This window comes from Stutzerimonas zhaodongensis (assembly GCF_003696365.1).
Taxonomy (GTDB): domain Bacteria; phylum Pseudomonadota; class Gammaproteobacteria; order Pseudomonadales; family Pseudomonadaceae; genus Stutzerimonas; species Stutzerimonas zhaodongensis.
The window spans coordinates 13,274-36,823 of the sequence record NZ_RFFM01000005.1 but is presented as its reverse complement, the minus strand read 5'-3'; the positions used below and the strand labels follow the sequence as shown (position 1 = coordinate 36,823).

Sequence of the window (23,550 nt, the reverse complement as noted above, 5' to 3'; positions counted from 1 at the left end):
TGGCGCATGGAGAAACGGAGGGCAAGCGGCCGCTAAACGCGGCCGCTCTGGTTGACGGCATCAAGCTCTGTGATCGGAGCCGGTGCTTCTTCAGGCGTCGTAGCCCAGGTTCGGCATCAGCCAACGCTCGGTGACTGCCAGGTCTTGCTGCTTGCGCTGGCTATAACGCTCGGCCTGGTCCTTGTCTATCTTTCCAACCGCAAAATACTGCGCCTGCGGATGCGCGAAGTACCAGCCACTGACTGCCGCAGTAGGGAACATCGCGTAATGCTCGGTCAGGGTTACCTGGCTGGCGCCGTCGGCATCTAGAAGCTGGAACAGCGTGCCTTTTTCGGTATGGTCAGGGCAGGCCGGATAGCCAGGAGCAGGGCGGATACCCTTGTATTGCTCCTTGATCAGCTCTTCGTTACTCAGCTGCTCTTCCGGGTCATAGCCCCACCATTGCTTGCGGACCTGCTGGTGCAGCCATTCGGCGCAGGCTTCTGCGAGGCGGTCGGCAAGAGCTTTGACCATGATCGAGTTGTAGTCGTCACCTGCGTCCTGGTAAGCCTTGGCCACTTCCTCGGCGCCGATGCCAGCCGTGGTAATGAATCCGCCTACGTAATCGGTGAGGCCACTGCTTTTCGGTGCGACGAAATCAGCAAGCGAGAAGTTCGGCTTGCCGTCTGTCTTCACCGTCTGCTGACGAAGATGATGCAGCGTCGCCAGGGCCTCACCGTCATCGCCATAGACTTGAATGTCGTCTTCGTCGACCTGGTTGGCCGGCCAGAAGCCAAACACCGCGCGGGCCTTGATCAGCTTCTCATCGACCAATTTGGTAAGCATCGCCTGAGCATCGTTGAACAACGATGTAGCAGCTTCACCGACGATCTCGTCTTCAAGAATGCGCGGGTATTTCCCTGCCAAGTCCCAGGAAATGAAGAACGGCGTCCAGTCGATGTAATCGACCAGGGTACGCAGGTCGATGTCTTCCAGCACTTTGCGCCCGGTAAACGACGGCTTGACCGGCGAGTATTGTGCCCATTCGAACTTTGGTTTGACTGCAATGGCTTCGGGGTAAGTGAGGCGTTCGGTACGAGCGCTGCGGTTGGCCGTGCGCTCCCGGATCATCGCGTATTCTTCGCGGGTCTTCTGCACGAAAACCGGCTTCAATTCTTTCGACAGCAAGGTGGTGGCCACGCCTACGGCGCGCGAGGCATCGGTGACGTATACCACTGCATCGTTCTTGTAATGCGGGTCGATCTTGACTGCCGTGTGAGCCTTTGAGGTGGTCGCGCCGCCGATCATCAACGGCAGGTGGAAGTCCTGGCGCTGCATCTCGCGCGCAACGTGGACCATCTCGTCCAGCGACGGCGTGATCAGGCCTGACAGCCCGATGATGTCGCACTTCTCGGCAATGGCGGTCTGCAGGATTTTCTCAGCCGGCACCATGACGCCCATGTCGACAACGTCGTAGCCGTTGCAACCGAGCACAACGCCTACGATGTTCTTGCCGATGTCATGCACGTCGCCCTTGACCGTGGCCATGAGGATCTTGCCTTTGGCTTCTGGCTTGTCGCCTTTCTCCGCTTCGATGAAGGGGATCAGGTGCGCAACGGCCTGCTTCATGACGCGCGCAGATTTGACCACCTGTGGCAGGAACATCTTGCCCGAGCCGAAAAGGTCACCGACCACGTTCATGCCGCTCATCAACGGCCCTTCGATGACCTCGATGGGACGCGCGCACTGCTGTCGAAACTCCTCGGTGTCCTGAACGATGTGCGTGGTGATGCCCTTGACCAGCGCGTGCTCAAGCCGCTTCTCGACGGTATATCCGCGCCACTCTTCGGTTTCCGCTTCCTTGACGCTGCCGTCGCCCTTGAACTCGTCCGCTATCGCCAGCAACGCTTCGGTGCCGTTGGGCGTGCGGTTGAGCACCACGTCTTCGACCGCGTCTCGCAGCTTCTTCGGGATCTCGTCGTAGATCTCCAGCTGACCGGCGTTGACGATGCCCATCGTCAGACCGTTCTGGATTGCGTAGTAGAGGAAGACCGAGTGGATCGCCTCGCGCACCGGATTGTTGCCGCGGAACGAGAAGGACACGTTCGACACGCCGCCCGATGTCAGGGCGTGGGGAAGGTGGTCGCGGATGTAGGCGCAGGCTTCGATGAAGTCGACGGCATAGTTGTTGTGTTCTTCGATGCCTGTCGCGACCGCAAATATGTTCGGGTCGAAGATAATGTCTTCCGGTGGGAAGCCCACTTCATCGACCAGGATGTCGTAGGAGCGCTGGCAGATTTCGCGCTTGCGGGCTGCGGTATCGGCCTGGCCGGCTTCGTCGAACGCCATCACCACCACGGCCGCGCCGTAGCGCTTGCACAGACGTGCGTGATGCTTGAACGCATCGACGCCTTCCTTCATGGAGATCGAGTTGACGATGCCCTTGCCTTGGATGCACTTGAGGCCAGCTTCAATTACCTCCCACTTGGAGGAGTCGATCATGATTGGCACGCGGGAAATGTCGGGCTCGCCTGCAATGAGATTGAGGAAGGTCACCATGGCCTTCTCTGAATCCAGCATGCCCTCGTCCATGTTGATATCGATGACCTGAGCACCGGCTTCCACCTGCTGCAAGGCGACTTCCAGGGCTTCGGTGTAATTGTCTTCACGAATCAAGCGAGCAAAACGAGCGGAGCCGGTGATGTTGGTCCGTTCACCCACGTTGACGAACAGTGAGGTGCGATCGATCGTGAAGGGCTCGAGTCCCGACAGGCGACAGGCCTTTGGAATATCCGGTATTGCACGTGGCGCGTATTTGGCTACAGCGTTGGCGATGGCTTCGATATGCGCAGGTGTGGTGCCACAGCAACCACCAACGATGTTGAGAAATCCGCTGGCGGCGAATTCCTCGACGACTGAGGCCATCTCCGCAGGGCTCTCGTCGTACTCGCCAAACGCATTCGGCAACCCGGCGTTGGGGTGCGCAGACACATGGGTTTCGGCCTTGTTCGATAGCTCTTCCAGGTACGGACGCAACTCCTTGGCGCCCAGCGCACAGTTCAGGCCGACCGAGATAGGCTTGGCGTGACGCACGGAGTTCCAGAAAGCCTCGGTCGTCTGGCCGGATAGGGTGCGCCCAGAGGCGTCAGTGATGGTGCCCGAGATCATGATCGGCAGCTCGAAGCCAATCTCTTCGAAGACTTCCTGCACAGCGAAGATCGCAGCCTTCGCGTTCAGCGTATCGAAGATGGTCTCGATCAGGATCAGGTCTGAGCCGCCTTCGATAAGGCCGCGAGTGGCTTCAGTGTAGTTTTCTACCAGTTCGTCGAACGTGACGTTGCGGTAGCCCGGGTTATTCACGTCCGGCGACAGCGAGCAGGTGCGGCTGGTCGGGCCGAGCACACCAGCGACGAAGCGCGGGCGATCCGGCGTCTCGTCAGTCTTGGCGTCCGCGGCCTGGCGGGCGAGGCGGGCGCCTTCGACGTTCAATTCATATACCAGCTCTTCCATGCCGTAATCGGCTTGGGAAACACGCGTGGCATTGAAGGTATTGGTTTCGACGATATCGGCACCAGCATCGAAGTACGCTTTTTCGATGGCGCTGATGGCGTCTGGCCGCGTGAGGATCAATAGATCATTATTGCCTTTCAGGTCTTGCGGCCAATCGGCAAAGCGCTCGCCACGGTAATCGGACTCTTCCAGTTTGTAGCTCTGGATCATGGTCCCCATGCCGCCGTCGAGAATCAGGATGCGCTCCTTGAGGGCTTGCTGGAGTGCCTGGAGACGGGCATTGCGGTCGAGCATGTGGGACTACCTGAAGCTGGTGGCGAGGACCGAGGATAATAGCAAAGCTGCACGCTTTTTGATCATTCGCGATTTTTCATGAACAGTGCTCATGTTAGTCCCGAGCGCTGGACGTCAGCGTAACTGTGAATCTCTGAGACATGCCGCAGTGGCGCCGCAGGCTATCCAGGTTGCACCAGCCGACGCCCGACTAACTTGGAATATTTCCTACTAAAACACTAGGACTTTATCCTCCGCAGCGGTTGGCGTACACTCGCGAGCATGTCTGAGAGGAGTTCCCATGAGCGCCATTACCATTACTGAAGCTGCACACGATTACCTGGCCGATCTGCTTGAGAAGCAGAACACTACCGGTATCGGGATTCGGGTCTTCATCACTCAGCCCGGAACGCCCTATGCGGAAACCTGCATTGCTTACTGCAAACCGGGCGAGGAAAAGCCGGACGACGTGGCTATCGCTCTGCAACGCTTTACCGCCTGGATCGACAGCGTCAGCGAGCCGTTTCTCGAGGATGCCCTGGTCGACTATGCGACCGACCGCATGGGCGGACAGTTGACCATCAAGGCGCCCAACGCCAAGGTGCCGATGGTTAATGAAGACAGCCCGCTTAACGAGCGGATCAACTACTACCTGCAGACAGAAATAAACCCGGGCTTGGCCAGCCACGGCGGCCAGGTGACGTTGATCGACGTAGTCGATGAAGGCGTGGCCGTACTGCAATTCGGCGGTGGATGCCAAGGCTGTGGTCAGGCGGATGTGACGCTCAAGGAAGGTATCGAGAAGACATTGCTGGAGCGCATTCCTGAACTCAAGGGAGTACGCGACGTGACCGACCATACCAACCGGGATAACGCTTACTACTAAGCTGTAACAGCCCAAACGGTGGCTGTTTCGGCCACTTCTTGGCAAAATGCCACTATTGGTTTGCGTCGCCACCACGGCGCTCGTTTGCTGAGATAAGCTGTCCCGGTTCCAGTGTCCTGGCTAGCTGAGCGAGCGCCGAATGTCTGCTGTTTCCCTGTTGATTTGTGATGACTCGAGCCTTGCGCGCAAGCAGTTGCTGCGCGCGCTGCCTGCTGATTGGCCGCTGGATATCAGCCAGGCGAATGGCGGTCGTGAGGCGCTGGAGAAGATTCGGGAAGGCGACATAGACGTGTTGCTCCTTGATCTGACCATGCCTGACGTGGACGGGTACCAGGTGCTCGCTGCACTTCGCGAAGAAAAGCTCAGTTGCCAGGTCGTCGTGATTTCGGCTGACATTCAGGTTGAGGCGGTGCGACGTGTGCTTGAGCTAGGGGCGCTGGCGTTCATTCGCAAGCCGGCCGATCCCGCTTATCTGCAACAGACGCTCGCTGGCCTGGGGATCGCCGGAGGAGAGGTGCCCGTGCTCCAACACCGTGGAACAGGGGCGATCCCATTCCGCGATGCTTTCCGTGAAGTAGTGAACGTCGCAATGGGGCGCGCAGCAGCTTTGCTGGCCAGGGTGCTTGGTGTCTTCGTTCAGCTTCCCATTCCCAACGTGAATATTTTGGAAGTCGGCGAATTACATATGGCCCTCGCTGACGCAGCCCAAGGCGATAAGCTTTCGGCGGTGTGCCAGGGTTACATTGGCGGCGGAATAGCTGGCGAGGCATTGCTGATCTTCCACGACTCCGAAATTGCCGACATGGCGCGCTTGATGCGTGCCGATGACTATCTTGAGCTGGAAATGCTGTTAGACCTGTCCAGCCTGCTGATCAGCGCCTGTTTGAGTGGCATCGCCGACCAGATTGACGTGGTGTTTTCCCAGGGACACCCTCAGGTACTCGGCCAGCATGCGTCCATCGACGAGTTGATCTCGGTGAACCGACAGCGGTGGAAAAACACCTTGGCGGTTGAAATCAGCTATAGCCTGGAAGGTCACGATATCCATTTCGACTTGCTGTTGCTGTTCACCGAGGATTCGGTTGAGCTGCTCAATCGCAAGCTCGCTTACCTGATGAACTGAGCATGTCTGATTCTACTGATCTGAGCGAGCTCCACTGGTTGCTGGCAATCGTGCAGAGCATTGACGTAGGGGTCGTGGTGCTCGATCGCGAATATCGCATCGACGTCTGGAACACCTTCATGGAGAACCGCTCTGGCCGGTTGCCTGAAGAAGCGCGGCAGAAATCCTTCTTCGAGTTGTTTCCTGAGGTAGACGAGCAATGGTTTCGCCGCAAGGTGGAGAATGTTGCGACGCTCGGTACTCCGTCGTTCACCATCTGGGAGCAGCGCCCGTATCTGCTCCGCTTCAAGAATTATCAGCCGATCACCGGGCTGGAAGATTTCATGTATCAGAACACGACGCTCATGCCGCTGAAGGGGCTGAGCGGCAGGATCGAACAAATCTGTCTGATCATCTATGACGTAACAGACGTGGCAACCAACCGCCGTCAATTACAGGCGGCGAATCAGGAGTTGCAACGGCTCTCCAGCACTGATCGCCTGACGGGTTTGTTCAACCGCGGCCACTGGGAAGAAATGCTGCGCCAGGATTATGCGCGGCATTGCCGTTATGAGCGCAACGCTGCTCTGGTCATGTTCGACATCGATCACTTCAAGAAAATAAACGACACCTACGGCCATCAGGCCGGTGACGCCGTGATTCAACAGACAGCCGAACTCATTCGCCAGTGCATGCGGGATGCAGATATCTCTGGGCGATATGGCGGCGAGGAGTTCGTGGTTCTTTTACCCGATACCGACTGTGAGGGTGCGATGACCTTCGCTGAGCGCCTCCGCCTCACTATTGAGGCACATGAAGTGGTTTATGAAGGCCATAGCATTCGCTTTACGGTCAGCCTTGGAATCGCCGATCTCAGCCAGCCCACCAGTGGGTATCCGCAGCTGATAGAGCGCGCTGACAGTGCCCTTTATATGTCTAAGTCAGCGGGCCGTAATCGGGTCACCGTTTACCGTTAGCGATCGTTGGCTGCAGCGCAACGGGCCTTCAGGAAATTCAGCAAGGTGACTTCTTCACTGCTCATCCATTTTCGCTTGCGAGCCTTCGGCAGCCGAGCAAGCTCGCCGGAGGTAAAAGCTTCGAGCACTTCTGGGTGGATATAGCATTGACGGCATACGGCCGGCGTATTGCCTAGTTGCTGCGACACATCCTTAACCGTTTCAACCAGGTTGCGACGCGCCACGGCATCGGGCTGCCACTCGCGCTTTCGCAGACTATCGAGTGCCAATGCGCTTCCAGCCCAGGTGCGATAGTCCTTGGCGGTGAAATCACCGCCCGTCATCTGCTGGATGAATTGATTAACGTCGCTGGAGCTTACCGGGTGGCGAGTGCCGTCCTCGTCCAAGTACTGGAACAGGTGCTGTCCGGGAATCTCCATGCAGCGGCGCACCATGCGGGCCAAGCGCTGGTTCTTTAGGGTCACGCGGTGTTCCACTCCGCTCTTTCCGCGAAAATGGAAGCGTATTGCCGAGCCGCGCACATCTACGTGCCTGGTGCGCAAAGTGGTCAAGCCGTACGAGCGATTCTCCTTGGCGTAACGCGAATTGCCGACGCGGATCAATGTCGACTCTAGCAGCTGTACCAGTAACGCCATTACTTTTTCCCGCGGCATCCCCCGCACAGCCAGATGCTCCTTCAGACGCTCGCGCATTTTTGGCAGGGCTGCGCCAAAGGCGATGACTCGATCGTACTTGCTGCAGTCGCGAACCTCTCGCCACCGTGGGTGATAGCGATACTGCTTGCGGCCCCGCGCATCTCGACCGGTTGCCTGCATATGGCCCTGAGGGTCAGGGCAAATCCAGACGTCCGAGTACGCCGGAGGAATGGCCAGCTTGTTGATTCTGGAAATTTCCGCCGAGTCGTTGATCCGCTCGCCGGACGGTAGAAAGTAAGCAAACTTGCCTCTTAGCTTTCTGCGCGTGATGCCTGGGCCACTGTCATCGACGTAACGAAGGTCGGATGGAAGGTCAGGGCACAAAGCCGTGCCTGTATCTGGAAATTCGTCCGCCGGAACGGGACGAACGCCCTCCGCTAGCGGCGGGGGTGACTCTGTGCCCTGATCGGTCAACATATGGAACTCCTACCCGATAAGCCGATACCACTTTGCATCGCGGCCACGCTTGGCTGACACATGAACGCTACCAGCCGACGATGCGGCTTCCGGATCAGTCTTCGCTTTCCTGAGAGTTGCGCATCAACAAGCGTATGGCCGCGACCAATTCATCGATCGCTTCGCGGTAGATAGCGGGGTCGGCTTTGGTTTCTGCCGTGTCTGCCAGCTTTCGCGCGGTTTCGAGATGGTCGTTTATTGAGGAATAGTCACCGATCATGTTCACGCTCCGAGGGTTGCGAGTTGAGGAGGCTGAGCTGGGAGGCCAGCGCGTCGCCTGTCCCTATAAGTGACCGACTCCATGGGGCGGGGTTCGCGCCGTGCATCAGTGCAGACGCTGTGTCCTCAATGCCACGGACCACTCGGAGTTCTTGCAACGGGGGCAAGTGGAGTCCTGATGTTCTTCGATGATCTGAGGGTATCCACAACGGGTGCATGCATATAGGCCGCTCGCCGGGGCGCGCAGGTATATTGGTCGATGCTCTGGCGGCAAAACTGACAACCCGGGCACAACGGATTCTGCATCATTGAAGAAGAGGCTGACGTCCCCGTCCGTTTCCAGGATTCCCATCCGGATCTGCCCAAGATGTTCAACGCCTTGCTGGCGCAACTCCATGAAGAATTCATCGGAGGAAATATTCATCTGCTCCAGGCTATGCAGTTCGTACAGGCCGTCTTTGATGATGGTGACGGGCTTTCCTTCCATCCAACATGAAAAGCGCTTGTTGTGAGCCATGATCCATAGTGTCAGCCGATATAGGAACAGTAGCGTGATGAACACGGTGATGATCGGCAGCAGGGGAACATCGTCATAGAAGGACACGTCGCCAGCTGCCGAGCCAAGGGTGAGGATCACGACAAGTTCGAACAGCGAAAGCTGACGTATTCCCCGACGCCCACTGATTTTAAGGAAAAGGAATACTGCGACGAAGGCGAACAGCGCACGCAGCGCCACCTCCCCAATGAACAGCAGCGGAAAATCATCCAGCAGCATTCGCTGCAAATCGAAAGGAGTCATCCTAAGTACCGATATGCTGTCTAGTCGTTTGCCGGGTTTTGCTGGTAGTGATCATGAACTCACACTCGAGCAGACCATCTAGGTGCCAAACATGGCTCTTACCCGCCAGCAGTAAGTCGAGCGGCGCGCGTCATTTGCTCGCTGTGTCTACGGTGAAACTCTACCTCCTGGCCGGACTATCTTGCGCAGTAGGCGCGAGTTTGGCGCGTTCAACTCATACGCGGGCGCGATCCCGAGCAAAGCTATCGCGCGCTTCTGATTGATCGTGCTGCTAAACACGCGCCCAGGTTGCCGGCAATCACTTCGCGGGCTGAATGTCGAAAACGAGCTCGATGCCGTCACCGCTTCCGTCGCCGACGACAGAACCCTCAACCGGCCGAGGCGCCACCTCGCGACCTTTATAGAACTCACTGAGCTTCTGCTGCGCCACATCACGAATGTGGGTAATCAGGCCCGTGGTTTGAGTGTCGCGAGGGATGACGTATTTCAAGGTAACGCAATGAACTTCAGGGCCTTCTGGCAAATGTGCCAGCCCGCTGCTGTGCCACTGATCGTTAACGTAGGCCTGAGCACCTTTCATGATTTTCTCCCGTTGATTCACCTACTTATGGGACCGTGAAACACGCGAATGGGTCAGTGCGAACGAAGCGGGATGGAGCTAGGGCAGGGCAGCTGCAACAGAAAAGGCCCGGCGCTTGTGCGCTCGGGCCTTTCATGGAAAACGGGATTCGGACTGGCTGAGGAAGCGAACCGGGCAGTGTGGCGACTGCATTCCACCCCGATACGCTGGTGTCAGGCAGGCATCTGCCATGGGGCCAACGTAACGCCCTGGCGGCTCAAGTCGGCACGCGCTTGCTTGAGAGACTCGCCTAGCTTGACCGGATCGGAATAAACGCTGCTGGACAATTTGCAGTGGCCTACAGCACGCGATTCGCTGCCGTCCAAGACCGTGATGCTGAGTTCGCCGTTGCCTTCGAGCAGCGTCCAGGCGACGCACTGGAACGGCTTGAAAGCACGGTCAGTAATGAGGAGGGCGTCGTTGAAACGAAGCGGGCTGTTCATCGGGCATGTCTCTCTGTGTGATAACCAAAATTCGGATTTGAGCCTGCCGCCAGGCTGCCGGCGTTGGCTTTACATATCCATTGATGTTCACAGAGGACTGATAAGTCACACAGTGGTTTCGTAATTTATTGAGTTCTTTGCAATTAGCCAAAAGTCTAAATTTTACAGGGCAGACAATTACTTGCATTGATGTGCCGTAACTATTTGATTTTGTTGATGCTGTGAGAAAGAACGGACTGGTTCAGCCGCATTTCCTCGAATCACCACTTTGTCTGTGATGTGACGAAATGACGCGACCTGAGAAACGAAGAAGCGGCCAGATTTCATTGGAAATGCTGGCCGTTGCTGGGCTGCTGACAAGGAGCGTATTTAAACCTTGAACTGTTTGAGCAGGCGGTTCAGCCGGTCGGCCAGCTCTCCAAGTTGCTTGCCAGCTGCGCTCGATTGCTCGGCTGCGAGTGTACTCTCGTGAGCCAGGCCGGCCGCCTGGGTTACGTTCTGGTTGATGTCTTCAACCACATGAGTCTGCTGCAGCGTGGCACTGGCAATGGATGCATTCAATCCAGACAAGTTACGCAGGGCTTGTGCAATCTGTCCGAGGCTCTCACCGGCTTGGCTTGCCTGCTCGACGGTTGCCTGTGATGCGCGGCTGCTCTTCGTAATCACTGTAACCGCCGCGCTAGAGTTCTTCTGCAACCGCTCGATCATCGTATGAATCTCGGCGGTGGATGTCTGAGTCCGTTGAGCCAGCAGGCGAACCTCGTCAGCCACAACTGCGAAACCACGACCTTGCTCACCAGCGCGCGCGGCCTCGATGGCTGCGTTCAGCGCGAGAAGGTTGGTCTGGTCTGCGATCGATCCGATTACCTCCAGAACCGAGCCGATCTGGGTGGTCTCGTCTGCCAGAGATTGAATCACTCCGACTGCCTCAGTGATGGTGGTCGAAAGCTGGTCGATCTGTTGCAAGCTGGCTTCGATGTTGCGTTGGCCCTGACCGGCCTGTCTCTCTGCTTCGCCCACTTCGCTTGAAGCATGCTCGGCGTTTTTGGCAACTTCCTGCACTGCATAGGTCACCTCGTTCACGGCGGTCGCGACGAGTTCCATTTGCTGGGATTGCTGCTGGCTTTGCTGATGCGCTTGGCTAGCTAATCCGCCCAGGGCATTGGACGATTGCTCCAGAGAGCTGGATGTCTCGAAAAGCTGACCGACGACAGTACGTAGCTTGTGGGTAAACGTATTGAAATCACGACTCAGCGTAGTCAGCTCGTCATTCCCCGAGACGTCCAGGCTACGCGTGAGGTCAGCTTCGCCGCTGGCAATGTTGGCCATGGCTTGCATCGAGCGGCGCAGAGGCTGGGTGATGCTGCGAATCAGGATCGCTACTAGTACTGCCATCAGTGCTGCGATGGCCAATCCGATAATCGAAAAGCGCACCAGATAATTGCGGAATTCAGCTTCCACGTCGTCAACATAGATACCTGAGCCGATGATCCAGCCCCAGGGCTTGAAAAGCGCGACGTAGGAAATCTTTGGAACTGGGTCTTTCTCGCCCGGCTTTGCCCATTGGTAGTCCACCAGACCTGCCCCCTGCTGCTGGGCGACCTTGACCATTTCGTTGAAGAGCGCCTTGCCGTTCGGGTCCTTGGTCTTGGAAAGATCCTGCCCTTCAAGCTCTGGCTTGATCGGATGCATCACCATGACCGGCTGCATGTCGTTGATCCAGAAGTAGTCGTTGTGTCCGTAACGAATCATCCGGATCTGGTCCTTCGCCGCCTGTTGCGCATCGGCAGTGCTCATGCTGCCGTTCGCTTCAAGCTTCTGGTAGTAGTCGAGCACGCCGCGTGCGGTCTCGACGATGTTCTGCGTCATGACCTCCTTACCTTTGTACAAGTCGACACGAACCTGCTGGATCATCAACAAACCAAGGATGAATAGCATGGCGACGGCTACTAGCGGGATGAGCCAGAGCCGCTTGCTGATTGGGAAATTTCTTAGCATATTCATTGGTTTGTAAGCTCCTGTTAAAGCAGAACTTCTTTTATTCATATTATTAGGAGCGCGGCGAAACGATCTGCTTCGGAACACCGGCTGCGGCAGCGACAATTTGTCATGGCCCATCGAATAGTGTTTCGGCAGCGCGGCGAAAAAGATGAGCACTACAACGCACCAAATCGGTGAATTTACTTGTTTAGTGCGAGTCTGAAGATCGCGCAGATGGCTATCTGACATATATCGGGGTTGTGGACATTCAAGCGCGGTGACTGGCACCGCTATCGAGGCGAAGATGGATCTTTGGATTGCCTTTCAGGCATTGCTATTGGGCGTGGTTGAGGGCATTACGGAGTTTTTGCCGATTTCCAGCACCGGACATCAGATAATCGTCGCGGACCTTATCGGGTTTGGCGGCGAGCGCGCGCTGGCTTTCAATATCATCATTCAGTTAGGCGCAATTCTGGCGGTGGTATGGGAATACCGCCGTAAGATCCTGAATGTGGTTATCGGCCTGCCGAGAGAGAAACAAGCGCAGAAGTTCACCGCGAACCTGCTGGTGGCGTTCTTCCCCGCAGTTGTGTTGGGCATGACCTTCGCCGATCTCATCCATGAATATCTGTTCAACCCGATCACTGTTGCCGCTGCATTGGTGGTCGGCGGAGTGGTGATGCTCTGGGCAGAGAAGCGCCAGCATGAAGTGCAGGCCGAGACCGTTGATGACATGCACTGGAGTCACGCGCTGAAGGTCGGAATGGCGCAATGCTTGGCACTAATCCCCGGGACATCGCGCTCTGGGGCAACCATCATCGGTGGCCTGCTGTTCGGGCTGTCGCGTAAGGCGGCTACCGAGTTTTCGTTCTTTCTGGCCATGCCGACCATGGTCGGCGCAGCGGTGTACTCGGGGTACAAATATCGCGAGCTTTTCCAGCCTGGCGATTTCCCGGTGTTCGCGATTGGCTTCGTTACTTCATTTATCTTCGCGATGTTGGCGGTAAGGGCGCTGTTGAAATTTATAGGCAACCATAGCTATGCGGCATTTGCCTGGTATCGAATCATCTTCGGCATCATCATTTTAGCCACTTGGCAGTTCAGTCTGATCGACTGGAGTACTGCATCCGGCTGACGCGGCTGCAACAGATAGTTCGAAGGAACCCTATGCACACATATGAACACCAGCTTTTGACGGTCAATGGCATCTCGCTGAGTCTTTATACCGCGGGGCCTGCGGACGGGCCGGTGGTCTGGCTGCTGCATGGATTTCCGGAAAGCTGGTATTCGTGGAGGCATCAGATTCAGCTGCTGGCAGACGCGGGCTTGCGCGTAATAGTGCCCGAGATGCGTGGCTACGGTCAGACCAGCGCACCGAGTGAGATTGCAGCGTACGACCTCATGACGGTCTGCGGCGACATCCAGGCGGCTATGGATCTGCTCGGTCAACGCAGCGTTGCTGTGGTTGGCCATGATTGGGGCGCGCCGGTTGCCTGGCATCTCGCTCTGCTTGAGCCGGAGCGCGTCAAGGTGATTGGCGCCATGGCTGTGCCCTATGGTGGGCGCCCGAAAAAGCCTGCTATTGAAATCATCCGCAACCAGTTCGCTGATCGCTTCAACTACATCCTGTATTTCCAGCAGCCGGGCGTTGCTGAAGCCGAACTGGACCATGACATTCCCCGAACCTTGCGAATGATGATGCACAACACATCGGCGGCCGTGCCAAAGGATTTCTTTTTACAGAAGAAGCCAGCCGGTAGCTCTCTGCATGACGGCATGCAGGATCCTGGCGCTCCGCCTGACTGGTGTGAAGGTGACGCTTTCGACGTATATGTTCGTACGTTCGCTGGCCGCGGTTTTCGCGGAGCGCTGAACTGGTATCGCAACTTTCAGCGCAACTGGGAAAGAACCGCGCCGCTGGCGGATAGGAAGGTGCTGCAGCCGGCACTGTTTCTCCTCGGTGACAATGATCCCGTCGGCACGCTCGAGGCTCACACCCTGCAGAAGATGCCGGCATGGGTACCTGACCTCGAGCAGCATCTGGTCGCCGACTGTGGCCATTGGCTCCAAGGTGAACAGCCGGAAGAGGTCTCCCGGCTGCTGCTGGACTTCCTCAAGCGCCGGTACATCGTGCAGCGTTGAAGTAGGCGTCTCGTCGCTAATGAAATTAGCGATTAGACTCGCCGGTTTTGCACCGGACCAGCCGTCATGGAATTACGCGGTCAGCTGAAAAGCTGGAACGATCAGAAAGGCTTTGGGTTCATCCGCTCCGAGCAGAACGGGGATGACGTCTTCGCACATATTTCTGCCATGCGAGGCGCACGCCGACCGGTACAGGGCGATCGGGTGCTGTACCTCAGTGAACCTGACAAGGACGGGAGGCTGCGCGCCACCCATGTCCGCCTTGATGCCGGACTGTCGATCGATGAGCCGAAGATCCGGCACAAGCCGTCTAATGCCATAGTCAAAGCGAAGGCATCTGACAGGCCTCACAACCGCCCGAACCGGAGCGCGCGGGTTAGTCAGCCTCTGCCGAAGGTCGTGGCTTACAGCTCGCTGCTTGTGCTTCCGACTTCGGGCCTGATGCGCCTGGGCGGCCAAGGAATTCATTGGCCCCTGTACGCCTATTTCCTGGCAAGCCTGCTGGCGCTCGGGCTCTACCTGCATGACAAACGGCGCGCGCAGCACAGCGGCTGGCGCACACCAGAAGCCCAGCTGCATCTGATTGAACTGCTCGGCGGCTGGCCCGGCGCATTGATCGCCCAGCAGACGCTACGACATAAGACTCGCAAAATAGCATTCCAGATAATCTTCTGGCTTATCGTCATGGCGCATCAGATCGCGTGGCTGGATTACCTGTATCTCCAACGGCTGCGCCATTTGGTGTTGCAGCTTGCGTCCTGAACACAGGCACGACCACGGAGCAAAAACGCCCCGACTCAGCAGGGCGTTCTTGTGGTGCCGATATCTGTCAGATCACGCCGAGACTGCGCAGGTAATCATCGTAAGTACCGCTGAAGTCGGTGACGCCGGTATCGGACAGCTCAATGATCCGCGTCGCCAATGAACCGACGAACTCACGGTCATGGCTGACGAATATCAGTGTGCCCGGATAGTTTTCCAGTGCAAGGTTCAGTGCTTCGATCGATTCCATATCCAGGTGGTTGGTTGGTTCGTCCATTACCAGCACGTTCGGCTTTTTCAGGATCAGCTTGCCGAACAGCATGCGGCCTTGTTCACCACCCGAAATGACGCGTACTGACTTCAGAATCTCATCGTTGGAAAACAGCATGCGGCCGAGAGTGCCGCGCACGACCTGTTCCCCGCCCTGTGTCCATTGGCTCATCCAGTCGAACAGGGTGACGTCATCCTCGAAATCGTCTGCGTGATCCTGTGCGTAGTAACCGAGGTCTGCGCTCTCGGTCCACTTCACGGCGCCAGCGTCGGGTTGAAGCTCACCAACAAGCGTGCGCAGCAAGGTCGTCTTGCCGATGCCGTTGGGGCCGATGATGGCTACGCGTTCACCGGCTTCGACTGTGAAGCTGAAGTTCTTGAACAGCGTTTTGCCGTCAAAACCTTTGGCAACGTTTTCCACGGTTACAGCCTGGCGGTGCAGCTTCTTGGTCTGCTCGAAGCGGATGAATGGGCTGACGCGGCTGGATGGTTTCACCTCTGCCAGTTGAATCTTGTCGATCTGCTTGGCGCGCGACGTCGCCTGTTTGGCTTTCGAGGCGTTGGCCGAGAAGCGGCTAACGAAGGTCTGCAGTTCAGCGATCTGCGCTTTCTTCTTGGCGTTGTCGGCCAGAAGTTGTTCACGCGACTGGGTCGCCGCTGTCATGTACTCATCATAGTTGCCTGGGAACAGGCGCAACTCGCCGTAGTCCAGGTCCGCCATATGGGTGCAGACACTGTTGAGGAAGTGGCGGTCGTGGGAAATGATGATCATGGTGCTGTTACGCACGGTCAGAACGTTTTCCAGCCAGCGAATCGTATGGATGTCCAGGTGGTTGGTTGGCTCGTCGAGCAGCAACACTTCCGGATCGGAGAATAGCGCCTGCGCCAGCAGCACGCGGAGCTTCCATCCCGGCGCGACTTCGCTCATGGGCCCAAAGTGCTGCTCAAGTGGAATGCCCAGTCCAAGCAGCAACTCGCCGGCGCGAGATTCGGCGGTATAGCCATCCATCTCTGCAAATTCGGTTTCCAGTTCCGCTACCGCCATCCCGTCTTCTTCGCTCATTTCCGGCAACGAGTAGATGCGTTCGCGCTCAGCCTTGACCTTCCACAGTTCCTCGTGGCCCATGATCACCGTGTCGATGACATTGAAGTCTTCGTAGGCGAACTGGTCCTGGCGCAATTTGCCCAGGCGCACGTTGGGTTCCAGCATGACCTGACCCGCCGATGGTTCGAGGTCGCCACCGAGAATCTTCATGAAGGTCGACTTACCGCAGCCGTTGGCACCGATCAGGCCGTAGCGGTTGCCGTTGCCGAATTTGACAGAAACGTTTTCGAACAGCGGCTTGGCACCGAACTGCATCGTGATATTGGCGGTTGAAATCAAAGGGTATACCTATCAATAACTAAGGCTTGCTGGAGGCCAGTTGGCGCACGGCCCGAGAATCCATCAGTTTGGAAGGGTCCACGGACAGAGGTTGGCGCAGCCATGACGCGCTAGGGCGAGCTGTTGGGAAAAATGCGGGGGTTCATACCAGACATTGGCCGGTATTGTCTCATAGCTGTGTAGGCAGTTGTATGACAGACCACGAAAGCAAACGCCCCGAACCAGTCGGGGCGTTGCTTTATCTGCTGATGCATCGCCCGTGATTCACATCACTGGCGATGCAGGCATTTACACTGACGCTTTAGTACTTCAAACAGCAACCACGTCGATCTTGGCTTTGGCCGCGGACTCGCGGAATTCGGCAATCTGATCGAAGCTCAGGTAGCGGTATACATCAGCCGCCATGGTATCAATCTGAGCGGCGTAGACCATGTACTCCTCAACGGTCGGCAGGCGACCCAGAATCGAGGCGACCGCTGCCAGTTCGGCAGAGGCCAGGTACACGTTCGTTGCATCGCCAAGGCGGTTCGGGAAGTTACGAGTCGAAGTGGAGACGACCGTCGAGCCGGTCTCGACCCGCGCCTGGTTGCCCATGCACAGCGAGCAGCCTGGCATTTCCAAGCGGGCCCCAGCGCGACCGTAGATACCGTAATAGCCTTCCTCAGTCAGCTGATGCTGGTCCATCTTGGTAGGCGGAGACAGCCACAGGCGAGTCGGCAACGCGCCTTCCACCTTATCCAGCAGCTTGCCAGCGGCGCGGAAGTGACCAATGTTGGTCATGCACGAGCCAATGAATACCTCGTCGATCTTCTCGCCCTGAACGGTCGAGAGCAGACGTGCATCGTCCGGGTCGTTCGGTGCACAGAGCACAGGCTCGGTGACTTCGGATAGGTCGATCTCGATGATCTCGGCGTATTCGGCGTCAGCATCGGCAGCCAGCAATTCCGGCTTGGCCAACCAGGCTTCCATGGCCTGAGCGCGGCGCTCAAGTGTGCGAGCATCGCCGTAACCTTCGCTGATCATCCAGCGCAGCAGGGTGATGTTCGACTTCAGGTACTCAGCGATTGCAGCTTCCGGCAGCTTGATGGTGCAACCTGCAGCAGAACGCTCAGCCGAGGCATCCGACAGCTCGAAGGCTTGCTCGACCGTCAGTTCGTTCAGGCCTTCGATCTCGAGAATACGGCCGGAGAAGATGTTCTTCTTGCCCTTCTTCTCGACGGTCAGCAGACCTTTCTGGATGGCGTAGTAGGGGATCGCATGGACCAAATCGCGCAGCGTGATGCCAGGCTGCATCTTGCCCTTGAAGCGAACCAGTACCGACTCCGGCATGTCCAGCGGCATGACGCCAGTGGCTGCGGCGAAGGCGACCAGACCGGAGCCGGCCGGGAAGGAGATACCCATAGGGAAGCGGGTGTGCGAGTCACCACCAGTACCGACGGTATCCGGCAGCAGCATACGGTTCAGCCAGCTGTGGATGATGCCGTCACCCGGACGCAGCGAAACACCGCCGCGGGTCATGATGAAGTCCGGAAGGGTATGATGCGTGGTGACGTCGATCGGCTTTGGATAAGCCGCAGTGTGGCAGAAGGACTGCATGACCAGGTCCGCCGAGAAGCCGAGGCAAGCCAGGTCTTTCAGCTCGTCACGCGTCATTGGGCCAGTGGTGTCCTGGGAGCCGACGGTGGTCATCTTCGGTTCGCAGTAGGTGCCTGGACGGACGCCTTTGCCTTCTGGGAGGCCGCAGGCGCGACCGACCATCTTCTGTGCCAGGGTAAAGCCTTTGGTGCTCTCGGCAGGGGCTTCGGGCTTCTTGAACAAATCAGTCGGGCCCATGCCCAGCTCGGCACGTGCTTTTTCGGTCAAGCCGCGGCCGATAATCAGCGGGATACGACCGCCAGCGCGGACTTCATCGAGCAGGACATCGGTCTTCAGCTCGAAGGTGGTGACCAGTTCATCGCTGCCGTGGCGACGGACTTCGCCCTTGTAGGGGTAGACGTCGATGATGTCGCCCATTGCCAGATCAGAGCAGTCGAACTCGATCGGCAGTGCGCCGGCGTCTTCCATGGTGTTGTAGAAGATCGGTGCGATCTTGGTGCCAAAGCAGAAACCACCTGCACGCTTGTTAGGTACGTTCGGGATATCGTCGCCGAAGAACCACAGTACCGAGTTGGTAGCGGATTTGCGCGAGGAGCCGGTACCTACCACGTCGCCCACATAGGCGATCGGGAAACCTTTGGTGGTCAGCTCTTGCATCTGCTTGAGCGGGCCAACCGAGCCTGGAACGTCCGGGTTGATGCCGTCGCGAGCCATTTTCAGCATTGCCAAGGCATGCAGCGGAATGTCGGGACGCGACCAGGCGTCAGGAGCGGGCGACAGGTCGTCAGTGTTGGTTTCACCCGTAACCTTGAAGACGGTCAGGGTGACTTTCTCGGCAACCGGAGCGCGGTTCTTGAACCATTCGCCTTCGGCCCACGATTGCATCACGGCTTTGGCATTGGCGTTGCCAGCTTTGGCTTTCTCTGCAACGTCATGGAACGCATCGAACATCAGCAGAGTGTGCTTCAGCTGCTTTGCGGTGGTGTCGGACAGTTCTGGGTCGTCGAGCAGCTCGACCAGCGTGACGATGTTGTAACCGCCTTGCATGGTGCCCAGCAGCTCAACAGCGTGCTGCTTGCTGATCAGTGGAGAGGTGGCTTCGCCTTTGGCGATGGCGGCGAGGAATCCGGCCTTGACGTAGGCTGCCTCGTCCACACCGGCAGGAACGCGGTTGGTGATCAGGTCGAGGAGAAATTGTTCTTCGCCGGCAGGCGGGTTCTTCAGGAGGTCGACCAGGCCAGCTGTCTGTTCGGCGTTGAGCGGCTGGGGCACGACGCCCTGGGCGGCACGCTCTTCTACGTGTTTGCGATAGGCTTCAAGCACAGTTATATACCCTCATCATTGGTCCCTTGGGTGTTTCGGGACGCGCATCCGGAAGCTGTTTTCAAAGTTTTACGCCGGCGGGATAACGGATGCGCAGGAGAGAGGGAACTGCGCACCCGTCGATGACCGGTTAACTGTGCTCGTGACGCTTTGAAAACAGCTTCTTGCGGATTGTGTCGCCTAAAACGGCGGGCCGATTCTACTGGAACGGGCCCGCAAAGTTAAGCGAAAGCCCCGAGCGGACTAATCGCTCCATAAGTTCAGGGTTGGAGTGCTACGAAGCTGCAGCCCGTATTCCGTGGCCTTTGGGATGTTTTGGGAGAGGCTGGCGTGATTGTCGAGTGACCCGGCTTGGACAAAAGTCTAAGATGCGCCGCTGTCCTTCGATCCATCGCTTGCCATGCCCAATCAGCGAATCAAAACTCCCTGCGTAGGTCTTTGCTCGACCGTTTATGGCGATCTAGTGTGCCGTGGCTGCAAGCGCTTTCACCACGAAGTGGTGAACTGGAACGGCTACAGCGAGGAAGGCAAACGCTCGATATGGCATCGCCTCGAGATCCTGCTTGCTCAGGTGATGGCAGCAAAGCTGGAAGTGTTCGATCCGGCGCTGCTGCGCAGTCAGCTGGAAAGTAGGCAGATTCGTTTCGTTGCAGAGCAATCGCCCTATTGCTGGGCCTATCATCTGATCGCCAGAGGCGCGCGGGTAATTCAGCAGCTTGAAGCCTATGGTGTCGTCCTGATGCCAGAATTCCGCGACTGGTCATTGCCCGAGCTTCGTGACGCCATCGACCGGGAGTTCTTCCTTCTGTCCGAAGCCCACTACCATCGTTATATCGCGCCACGGTTTCTCGACGATACGGCGCCCTAGATACAGCGCCGTCGAAGTTTTTCCTTGGTTCTATAGAAAGAGAACTGGGCTTTCGCACTAAAAAGACTTCAGCGCTGCGCGACCAGTCCCTCCAGATGATCGATTATGTCTTCGGGCTTGAGTACCAATACGTCACTTTCAAGCGCATCGAGGATCACCTCCGCGGTGTTGCCCATCAACGCCCCCGAAAACCCGGTTCGGGCTACCGTGCCGATCACGGTGACGACGGCTTGGAGCTGATGGCAAACACGCGGAATCAAGGCGTCGGCTGGACCTTCCTCAATGTGCAGCTGGCCGTCAGGGATGTCGTACTCATCTTGAAATTTGCGGCTGGCGTTGCGGTAGCGGGCCTCGATCGTTTCTTTCAGTTGAAAATCAGGATCGGCCGCCGACAGCATTGCAGAAGGGTGTGCACTGATGACATGAAGCGTGCCTTCGGCCAGTGAGGCGATTTCATAACCATGGCGCACGATGCTGGAGTGGAGCGTGCGGTGCTCGATATCGGAGTTCCCCACATCCACCGCGGCCAGGATATTGCCGCCAGTCCAGGGCGCTTCGGTTTTAACCATCAGCACTGGGCATGGGCAATAACGCAGCAGTTTCCAGTCGTCCGGCGTGAGCAATGCACGTTTGAGCGGGTTGTCGGCGACGTGCTGCTTGATGACCAGCCCACAGCCCTCGGCTTGCTGCACTGCGATGATTGTCTGATGAAGGTTTCCGTGCCAGGCCTGCCGAGCCGTAGCCACGTGACCTTGATTCTCAAGCTCCAAGCGCAAGCCGTCCAAATACTCAACGTGATTCTGCTTGTCATCACAGATCAGCAGGTGCAGCTCTGATTGGCTGACGCTGGAGATCAGACGTGCTCGCTTGAGTGCGAGGTTTTCTGAGAGCTTTGGATCGATAACGACGAGGATGCTGCGTATGGCTTGCATGATCGGCTCCGTTTCCGGTATCGGATGGGTTGACTATAGACAAGGACTTCGCAGCGGCCACTGATCCATATCAAGCAAAGCTGGCCGCGCCAGGAAGCATTCGTATAATGCGTCCCCGGCGCTCGTCTTCGAGCGCATCGCTGCTCAAATCAACTTCACGAATGTCCGGACCTCATGCTTCCTGAACTGAATGAATTTCTTGGCTGCACGACACCTCCAGCGTGGGTCGCCGCGGCGCTGCAAAATCAGGACGTGATGCTCATCGATCACGGCAACTGTGAAAAAAAGGCTGCGGGCGCCGCTTTCCAGCTGATGTTCAGGTATGTCGACAAGCCCGATCTACAGAACAAGATGTCGCGTCTGGCCCGGGAAGAGCTCCGGCATTTCGAACAGGTACTGTCAATCATCCGCAAGCGAGAGATAGGCCTGCGTAATATCGGATCGTCCCGTTATGCCGCGGGTCTGCGCGAGCTGGTACGTAACCACGAGCCTTATCGGCTAACCGACACGTTAGTGATCGGGGCATTCATCGAGGCACGTTCGTGCGAACGCTTCGCGATGCTGGTTCCGCATCTGGACGATGAATTGGGCAAGTTCTATCACGGGCTGCTCAAGTCCGAGGCGAGGCATTTTCAGGACTATCTCAAGCTTGCCTATCTCTACGGGGAGGCAGCGGATATCGATGCGACGATAGTTCGTGTTCGTGAGCGCGAACGTGAGTTGATCGAAAGCCCCGACAGTGAGTTTCGTTTTCACAGCGGCGTACCCTGCGCAGCCTGAATTCTTACGTCAATTCGAAAGGCGTTTGGTGAAACCCCGATTCGTCGACCTGCAGCGCCCACCCTTGACGATCCCAGTCACCCAGTACGATCCGCCGGGCAACCTGTCCATCGACCTCCAGCACGTGCGTTGCAGGGCGGTGGGTATGGCCATGGATCAGAGTGTGGACATTGTGGCGTTGCATAACCTTCACGACTTCATCGGGGGTTACGTCGACGATATCGCTGGCTTTCATGCGCGTTTCTTCTTTGCTGCTTGAGCGCAACTTTTGCGCAAGTTGTTGCCGTTTGGTAAGCGATAGGTTATGCAGGATGAACAGGCTGACAGGGTTGCGCAGCCAGCGCTTCAGTCGCATGTAGCCTTCATCGCGGGTGCAGAGACTATCGCCGTGCATGAGCAGCACACGTTCACCATTCAGTGGCGCGACATGTGGGTCGGCGAGCAGCGTGCATCCTGCCTCGCGACAGAACGCCTTGCCGATCATGAAGTCGCGGTTACCGTGCATTAGATAGATGCGGGTTCCGGCAACACTCACAGCCTTCAACGCTCGGGCAATTTCGCGCTGAAAATGGGTCATGCCATCGTCACCGACCCATACCTCGAAGAAGTCTCCGAGGATATACAGCGCCTCGGCATGCCGGGCTCTGGTTTCCAGAAAGCCAAGAAACGCCCGGCTTATGTCCGGGCGTCGCTCTTCGAGATGCAGATCAGAAATCAGCAGGATCAATAGCGTTACTCGACGATCTCGGCTTTCTCGATCACAACGTCTTCTACCGGCACGTCCTGATGGCCGGACTTCATGGTGGTAGGCACGCCCTTGATCTTCTCTACTACATACATGCCCTCGACGACTTCGCCAAACACTGTGTAACCCCAGCCTTGTACTGTCGGGGCAGTGTGGTCGAGGAAATCGTTGTCTTTGACGTTGATGAAGAACTGCGCGGATGCCGAATGCGGCTCCATGGTGCGGGCCATTGCCAAAGTGCCCATCTTGTTGGATAGACCGTTGTTGGCTTCGTTCTTGATCTGGCCGCGCGTGGCTTTCTGTTTCATACCGCTCTCGAAGCCGCCGCCCTGGATCATGAAGTTGCTGATCACGCGGTGGAAGATGGTGCCGTCATAGTGCCCACTCTTCACGTATTCCTTGAAATTGGCGGTGGTCTCCGGTGCTTTGTCTTCGAACAGCTTGACGGTGATGACGCCATGATTGGTATGCAGCTTGATCATTGGAAAGCCTTCCTGAATGGGGGACGGAAATATAGGTCGCGCAGACGCGACCGGTGATTGCACTTGACTCGTGATCGCGGCGCAGGGCGCGGCAGGGCGCTTTGCTCTGTCAGGGGGTTGACGGGTCCGCTATGATAGGCGCTTTGATTTGGCCGGCCTACCCTGAGAGAGATTTACAAATTACTGCGCTCGGCCATGCCGCGTTGAATCCAGTCTCAAAATGCTCATGTACAAGCTGTACATTCCGCTTTTTTCCGACTGGTGTCGCCTTGCCTGGTCATCGTTCGCTACTTTTGTAAAAACCTCTCTCTGAGCCGCACACTCGCAG

At 57.2% G+C, this 23,550-nt stretch carries 20 protein-coding genes; 8 read left to right on the top strand and 12 right to left on the bottom strand.

Going from position 1 to position 23,550, the window contains the following annotated elements:
- Positions 1-90: 90 nt before the first annotated feature.
- Positions 91-3,783, bottom strand: coding sequence for a methionine synthase (metH, locus tag EA797_RS17295; protein WP_122167474.1), 3,693 nt, complete (start codon positions 3,781-3,783; stop codon positions 91-93).
- A 280-nt stretch (positions 3,784-4,063) separates the two neighbouring features.
- Between metH and nfuA the strand changes: the two genes are divergently transcribed.
- From nfuA to EA797_RS17280, 3 genes are all read left to right on the top strand, one after another.
- Positions 4,064-4,648 carry a Fe-S biogenesis protein NfuA gene (nfuA, locus tag EA797_RS17290; RefSeq protein ID WP_122167472.1) on the top strand — a complete coding sequence of 195 codons (585 nt, stop codon included), beginning with the start codon at positions 4,064-4,066 and terminating at the stop codon, positions 4,646-4,648.
- A 139-nt stretch (positions 4,649-4,787) separates the two neighbouring features.
- Complete coding sequence (locus tag EA797_RS17285) at positions 4,788-5,771, top strand: response regulator (protein WP_122167470.1); 984 nt, start codon at positions 4,788-4,790, stop codon at positions 5,769-5,771.
- Positions 5,772-5,773: 2 nt separating this feature from the next.
- A complete protein-coding gene (locus tag EA797_RS17280; RefSeq protein WP_122167468.1) occupies positions 5,774-6,727 on the top strand; it encodes a sensor domain-containing diguanylate cyclase in 954 nt (317 codons plus the stop codon).
- Here the strand turns inward: EA797_RS17280 and EA797_RS17275 are convergent.
- The 6 genes from EA797_RS17275 to EA797_RS17255 form a co-directional block, all read right to left on the bottom strand.
- The gene (locus EA797_RS17275; protein ID WP_122167466.1) at positions 6,724-7,839 is read right to left on the bottom strand and encodes a DNA topoisomerase IB; all 1,116 of its coding nucleotides are present in this window, start codon (positions 7,837-7,839) and stop codon (positions 6,724-6,726) included. The genes EA797_RS17280 and EA797_RS17275 overlap by 4 nt on opposite strands.
- Positions 7,840-7,933: 94 nt before the next feature.
- Positions 7,934-8,098: a hypothetical protein gene (locus EA797_RS21855; RefSeq protein ID WP_167468827.1), complete on the bottom strand. Its 165-nt coding sequence runs from the start codon at positions 8,096-8,098 to the stop codon at positions 7,934-7,936.
- A 105-nt stretch (positions 8,099-8,203) separates the two neighbouring features.
- A complete protein-coding gene (locus EA797_RS17270; protein WP_122167464.1) occupies positions 8,204-8,896 on the bottom strand; it encodes a DUF421 domain-containing protein in 693 nt (230 codons plus the stop codon).
- Positions 8,897-9,194: 298 nt separating this feature from the next.
- Positions 9,195-9,476: a hypothetical protein gene (locus EA797_RS17265; RefSeq protein WP_122167462.1), complete on the bottom strand. Its 282-nt coding sequence runs from the start codon at positions 9,474-9,476 to the stop codon at positions 9,195-9,197.
- Positions 9,477-9,688: 212 nt separating this feature from the next.
- Positions 9,689-9,958 carry a hypothetical protein gene (locus EA797_RS17260; RefSeq protein ID WP_122167460.1) on the bottom strand — a complete coding sequence of 90 codons (270 nt, stop codon included), beginning with the start codon at positions 9,956-9,958 and terminating at the stop codon, positions 9,689-9,691.
- A gap of 369 nt (positions 9,959-10,327) precedes the next feature.
- The gene (locus tag EA797_RS17255) at positions 10,328-11,962 is read right to left on the bottom strand and encodes a methyl-accepting chemotaxis protein (RefSeq protein ID WP_122167458.1); all 1,635 of its coding nucleotides are present in this window, start codon (positions 11,960-11,962) and stop codon (positions 10,328-10,330) included.
- 280 nt (positions 11,963-12,242) lie between these two features.
- Between EA797_RS17255 and EA797_RS17250 the strand changes: the two genes are divergently transcribed.
- The 3 genes from EA797_RS17250 (at position 12,243) to EA797_RS17240 (ending at position 14,842) form a co-directional block, all read left to right on the top strand.
- On the top strand, positions 12,243-13,073 hold the full coding sequence (locus EA797_RS17250) for an undecaprenyl-diphosphate phosphatase (protein ID WP_122167456.1): 831 nt from the start codon (positions 12,243-12,245) through the stop codon (positions 13,071-13,073).
- A gap of 32 nt (positions 13,074-13,105) precedes the next feature.
- Positions 13,106-14,080, top strand: coding sequence for an alpha/beta fold hydrolase (locus tag EA797_RS17245; protein WP_122167454.1), 975 nt, complete (start codon positions 13,106-13,108; stop codon positions 14,078-14,080).
- Positions 14,081-14,146: 66 nt separating this feature from the next.
- A complete protein-coding gene (locus EA797_RS17240; protein ID WP_122167452.1) occupies positions 14,147-14,842 on the top strand; it encodes a DUF1294 domain-containing protein in 696 nt (231 codons plus the stop codon).
- Between the two features lie 67 nt (positions 14,843-14,909).
- Here the strand turns inward: EA797_RS17240 and EA797_RS17235 are convergent, their stop codons facing one another.
- Together EA797_RS17235 and acnB are read right to left on the bottom strand one after the other, a co-directional pair.
- Positions 14,910-16,496 carry an ABC-F family ATPase gene (locus tag EA797_RS17235; RefSeq protein WP_122167451.1) on the bottom strand — a complete coding sequence of 529 codons (1,587 nt, stop codon included), beginning with the start codon at positions 16,494-16,496 and terminating at the stop codon, positions 14,910-14,912.
- A gap of 309 nt (positions 16,497-16,805) precedes the next feature.
- Positions 16,806-19,415 (bottom strand): bifunctional aconitate hydratase 2/2-methylisocitrate dehydratase, encoded by a 2,610-nt coding sequence (acnB, locus tag EA797_RS17230; protein ID WP_122167449.1) that lies wholly within the window; start codon positions 19,413-19,415, stop codon positions 16,806-16,808.
- A 400-nt stretch (positions 19,416-19,815) separates the two neighbouring features.
- Here acnB and EA797_RS17225 point away from each other — a divergent pair, with 400 nt between their 5' ends.
- Positions 19,816-20,283, top strand: coding sequence for a DUF1289 domain-containing protein (locus EA797_RS17225; RefSeq protein ID WP_122167447.1), 468 nt, complete (start codon positions 19,816-19,818; stop codon positions 20,281-20,283).
- A gap of 68 nt (positions 20,284-20,351) precedes the next feature.
- Here EA797_RS17225 and EA797_RS17220 read toward each other — a convergent pair whose 3' ends face one another.
- Positions 20,352-21,215 carry a universal stress protein gene (locus EA797_RS17220; RefSeq protein WP_122167445.1) on the bottom strand — a complete coding sequence of 288 codons (864 nt, stop codon included), beginning with the start codon at positions 21,213-21,215 and terminating at the stop codon, positions 20,352-20,354.
- Positions 21,216-21,389: 174 nt separating this feature from the next.
- Here EA797_RS17220 and EA797_RS17215 point away from each other — a divergent pair, with 174 nt between their 5' ends.
- The gene (locus EA797_RS17215) at positions 21,390-21,995 is read left to right on the top strand and encodes a MiaE family protein (RefSeq protein WP_122167443.1); all 606 of its coding nucleotides are present in this window, start codon (positions 21,390-21,392) and stop codon (positions 21,993-21,995) included.
- A 4-nt stretch (positions 21,996-21,999) separates the two neighbouring features.
- Here the strand turns inward: EA797_RS17215 and lpxH are convergent, their stop codons facing one another.
- Together lpxH and EA797_RS17205 are read right to left on the bottom strand one after the other, a co-directional pair.
- Entirely contained in the window at positions 22,000-22,722 is a 723-nt protein-coding gene (lpxH, locus tag EA797_RS17210) for a UDP-2,3-diacylglucosamine diphosphatase (RefSeq protein ID WP_122167441.1), read from the bottom strand.
- A 5-nt stretch (positions 22,723-22,727) separates the two neighbouring features.
- Positions 22,728-23,222 (bottom strand): peptidylprolyl isomerase, encoded by a 495-nt coding sequence (locus EA797_RS17205; RefSeq protein WP_122167439.1) that lies wholly within the window; start codon positions 23,220-23,222, stop codon positions 22,728-22,730.
- Positions 23,223-23,550: the final 328 nt, after the last annotated feature.

Excerpts from the sequence above, each read along its gene's own strand:
- metH (WP_122167474.1), bottom strand. The coding sequence starts at position 3,783 with ATGCTCGACCGCAATGCCCGTCTCCAGGCACTCCAGCAAGCCCTCAAG.
- nfuA (WP_122167472.1), top strand. The coding sequence starts at position 4,064 with ATGAGCGCCATTACCATTACTGAAGCTGCACACGATTACCTGGCCGAT.
- EA797_RS17285 (WP_122167470.1), top strand. The coding sequence starts at position 4,788 with ATGTCTGCTGTTTCCCTGTTGATTTGTGATGACTCGAGCCTTGCGCGC.
- EA797_RS17280 (WP_122167468.1), top strand. The coding sequence starts at position 5,774 with ATGTCTGATTCTACTGATCTGAGCGAGCTCCACTGGTTGCTGGCAATC.
- EA797_RS17275 (WP_122167466.1), bottom strand. The coding sequence starts at position 7,839 with ATGTTGACCGATCAGGGCACAGAGTCACCCCCGCCGCTAGCGGAGGGC.
- EA797_RS21855 (WP_167468827.1), bottom strand. The coding sequence starts at position 8,098 with ATGATCGGTGACTATTCCTCAATAAACGACCATCTCGAAACCGCGCGA.
- EA797_RS17270 (WP_122167464.1), bottom strand. The coding sequence starts at position 8,896 with ATGACTCCTTTCGATTTGCAGCGAATGCTGCTGGATGATTTTCCGCTG.
- EA797_RS17265 (WP_122167462.1), bottom strand. The coding sequence starts at position 9,476 with ATGAAAGGTGCTCAGGCCTACGTTAACGATCAGTGGCACAGCAGCGGG.
- EA797_RS17260 (WP_122167460.1), bottom strand. The coding sequence starts at position 9,958 with ATGAACAGCCCGCTTCGTTTCAACGACGCCCTCCTCATTACTGACCGT.
- EA797_RS17255 (WP_122167458.1), bottom strand. The coding sequence starts at position 11,962 with ATGAATATGCTAAGAAATTTCCCAATCAGCAAGCGGCTCTGGCTCATC.
- EA797_RS17250 (WP_122167456.1), top strand. The coding sequence starts at position 12,243 with ATGGATCTTTGGATTGCCTTTCAGGCATTGCTATTGGGCGTGGTTGAG.
- EA797_RS17245 (WP_122167454.1), top strand. The coding sequence starts at position 13,106 with ATGCACACATATGAACACCAGCTTTTGACGGTCAATGGCATCTCGCTG.
- EA797_RS17240 (WP_122167452.1), top strand. The coding sequence starts at position 14,147 with ATGGAATTACGCGGTCAGCTGAAAAGCTGGAACGATCAGAAAGGCTTT.
- EA797_RS17225 (WP_122167447.1), top strand. The coding sequence starts at position 19,816 with ATGCCCAATCAGCGAATCAAAACTCCCTGCGTAGGTCTTTGCTCGACC.
- EA797_RS17220 (WP_122167445.1), bottom strand. The coding sequence starts at position 21,215 with ATGCAAGCCATACGCAGCATCCTCGTCGTTATCGATCCAAAGCTCTCA.
- EA797_RS17215 (WP_122167443.1), top strand. The coding sequence starts at position 21,390 with ATGCTTCCTGAACTGAATGAATTTCTTGGCTGCACGACACCTCCAGCG.
- EA797_RS17205 (WP_122167439.1), bottom strand. The coding sequence starts at position 23,222 with ATGATCAAGCTGCATACCAATCATGGCGTCATCACCGTCAAGCTGTTC.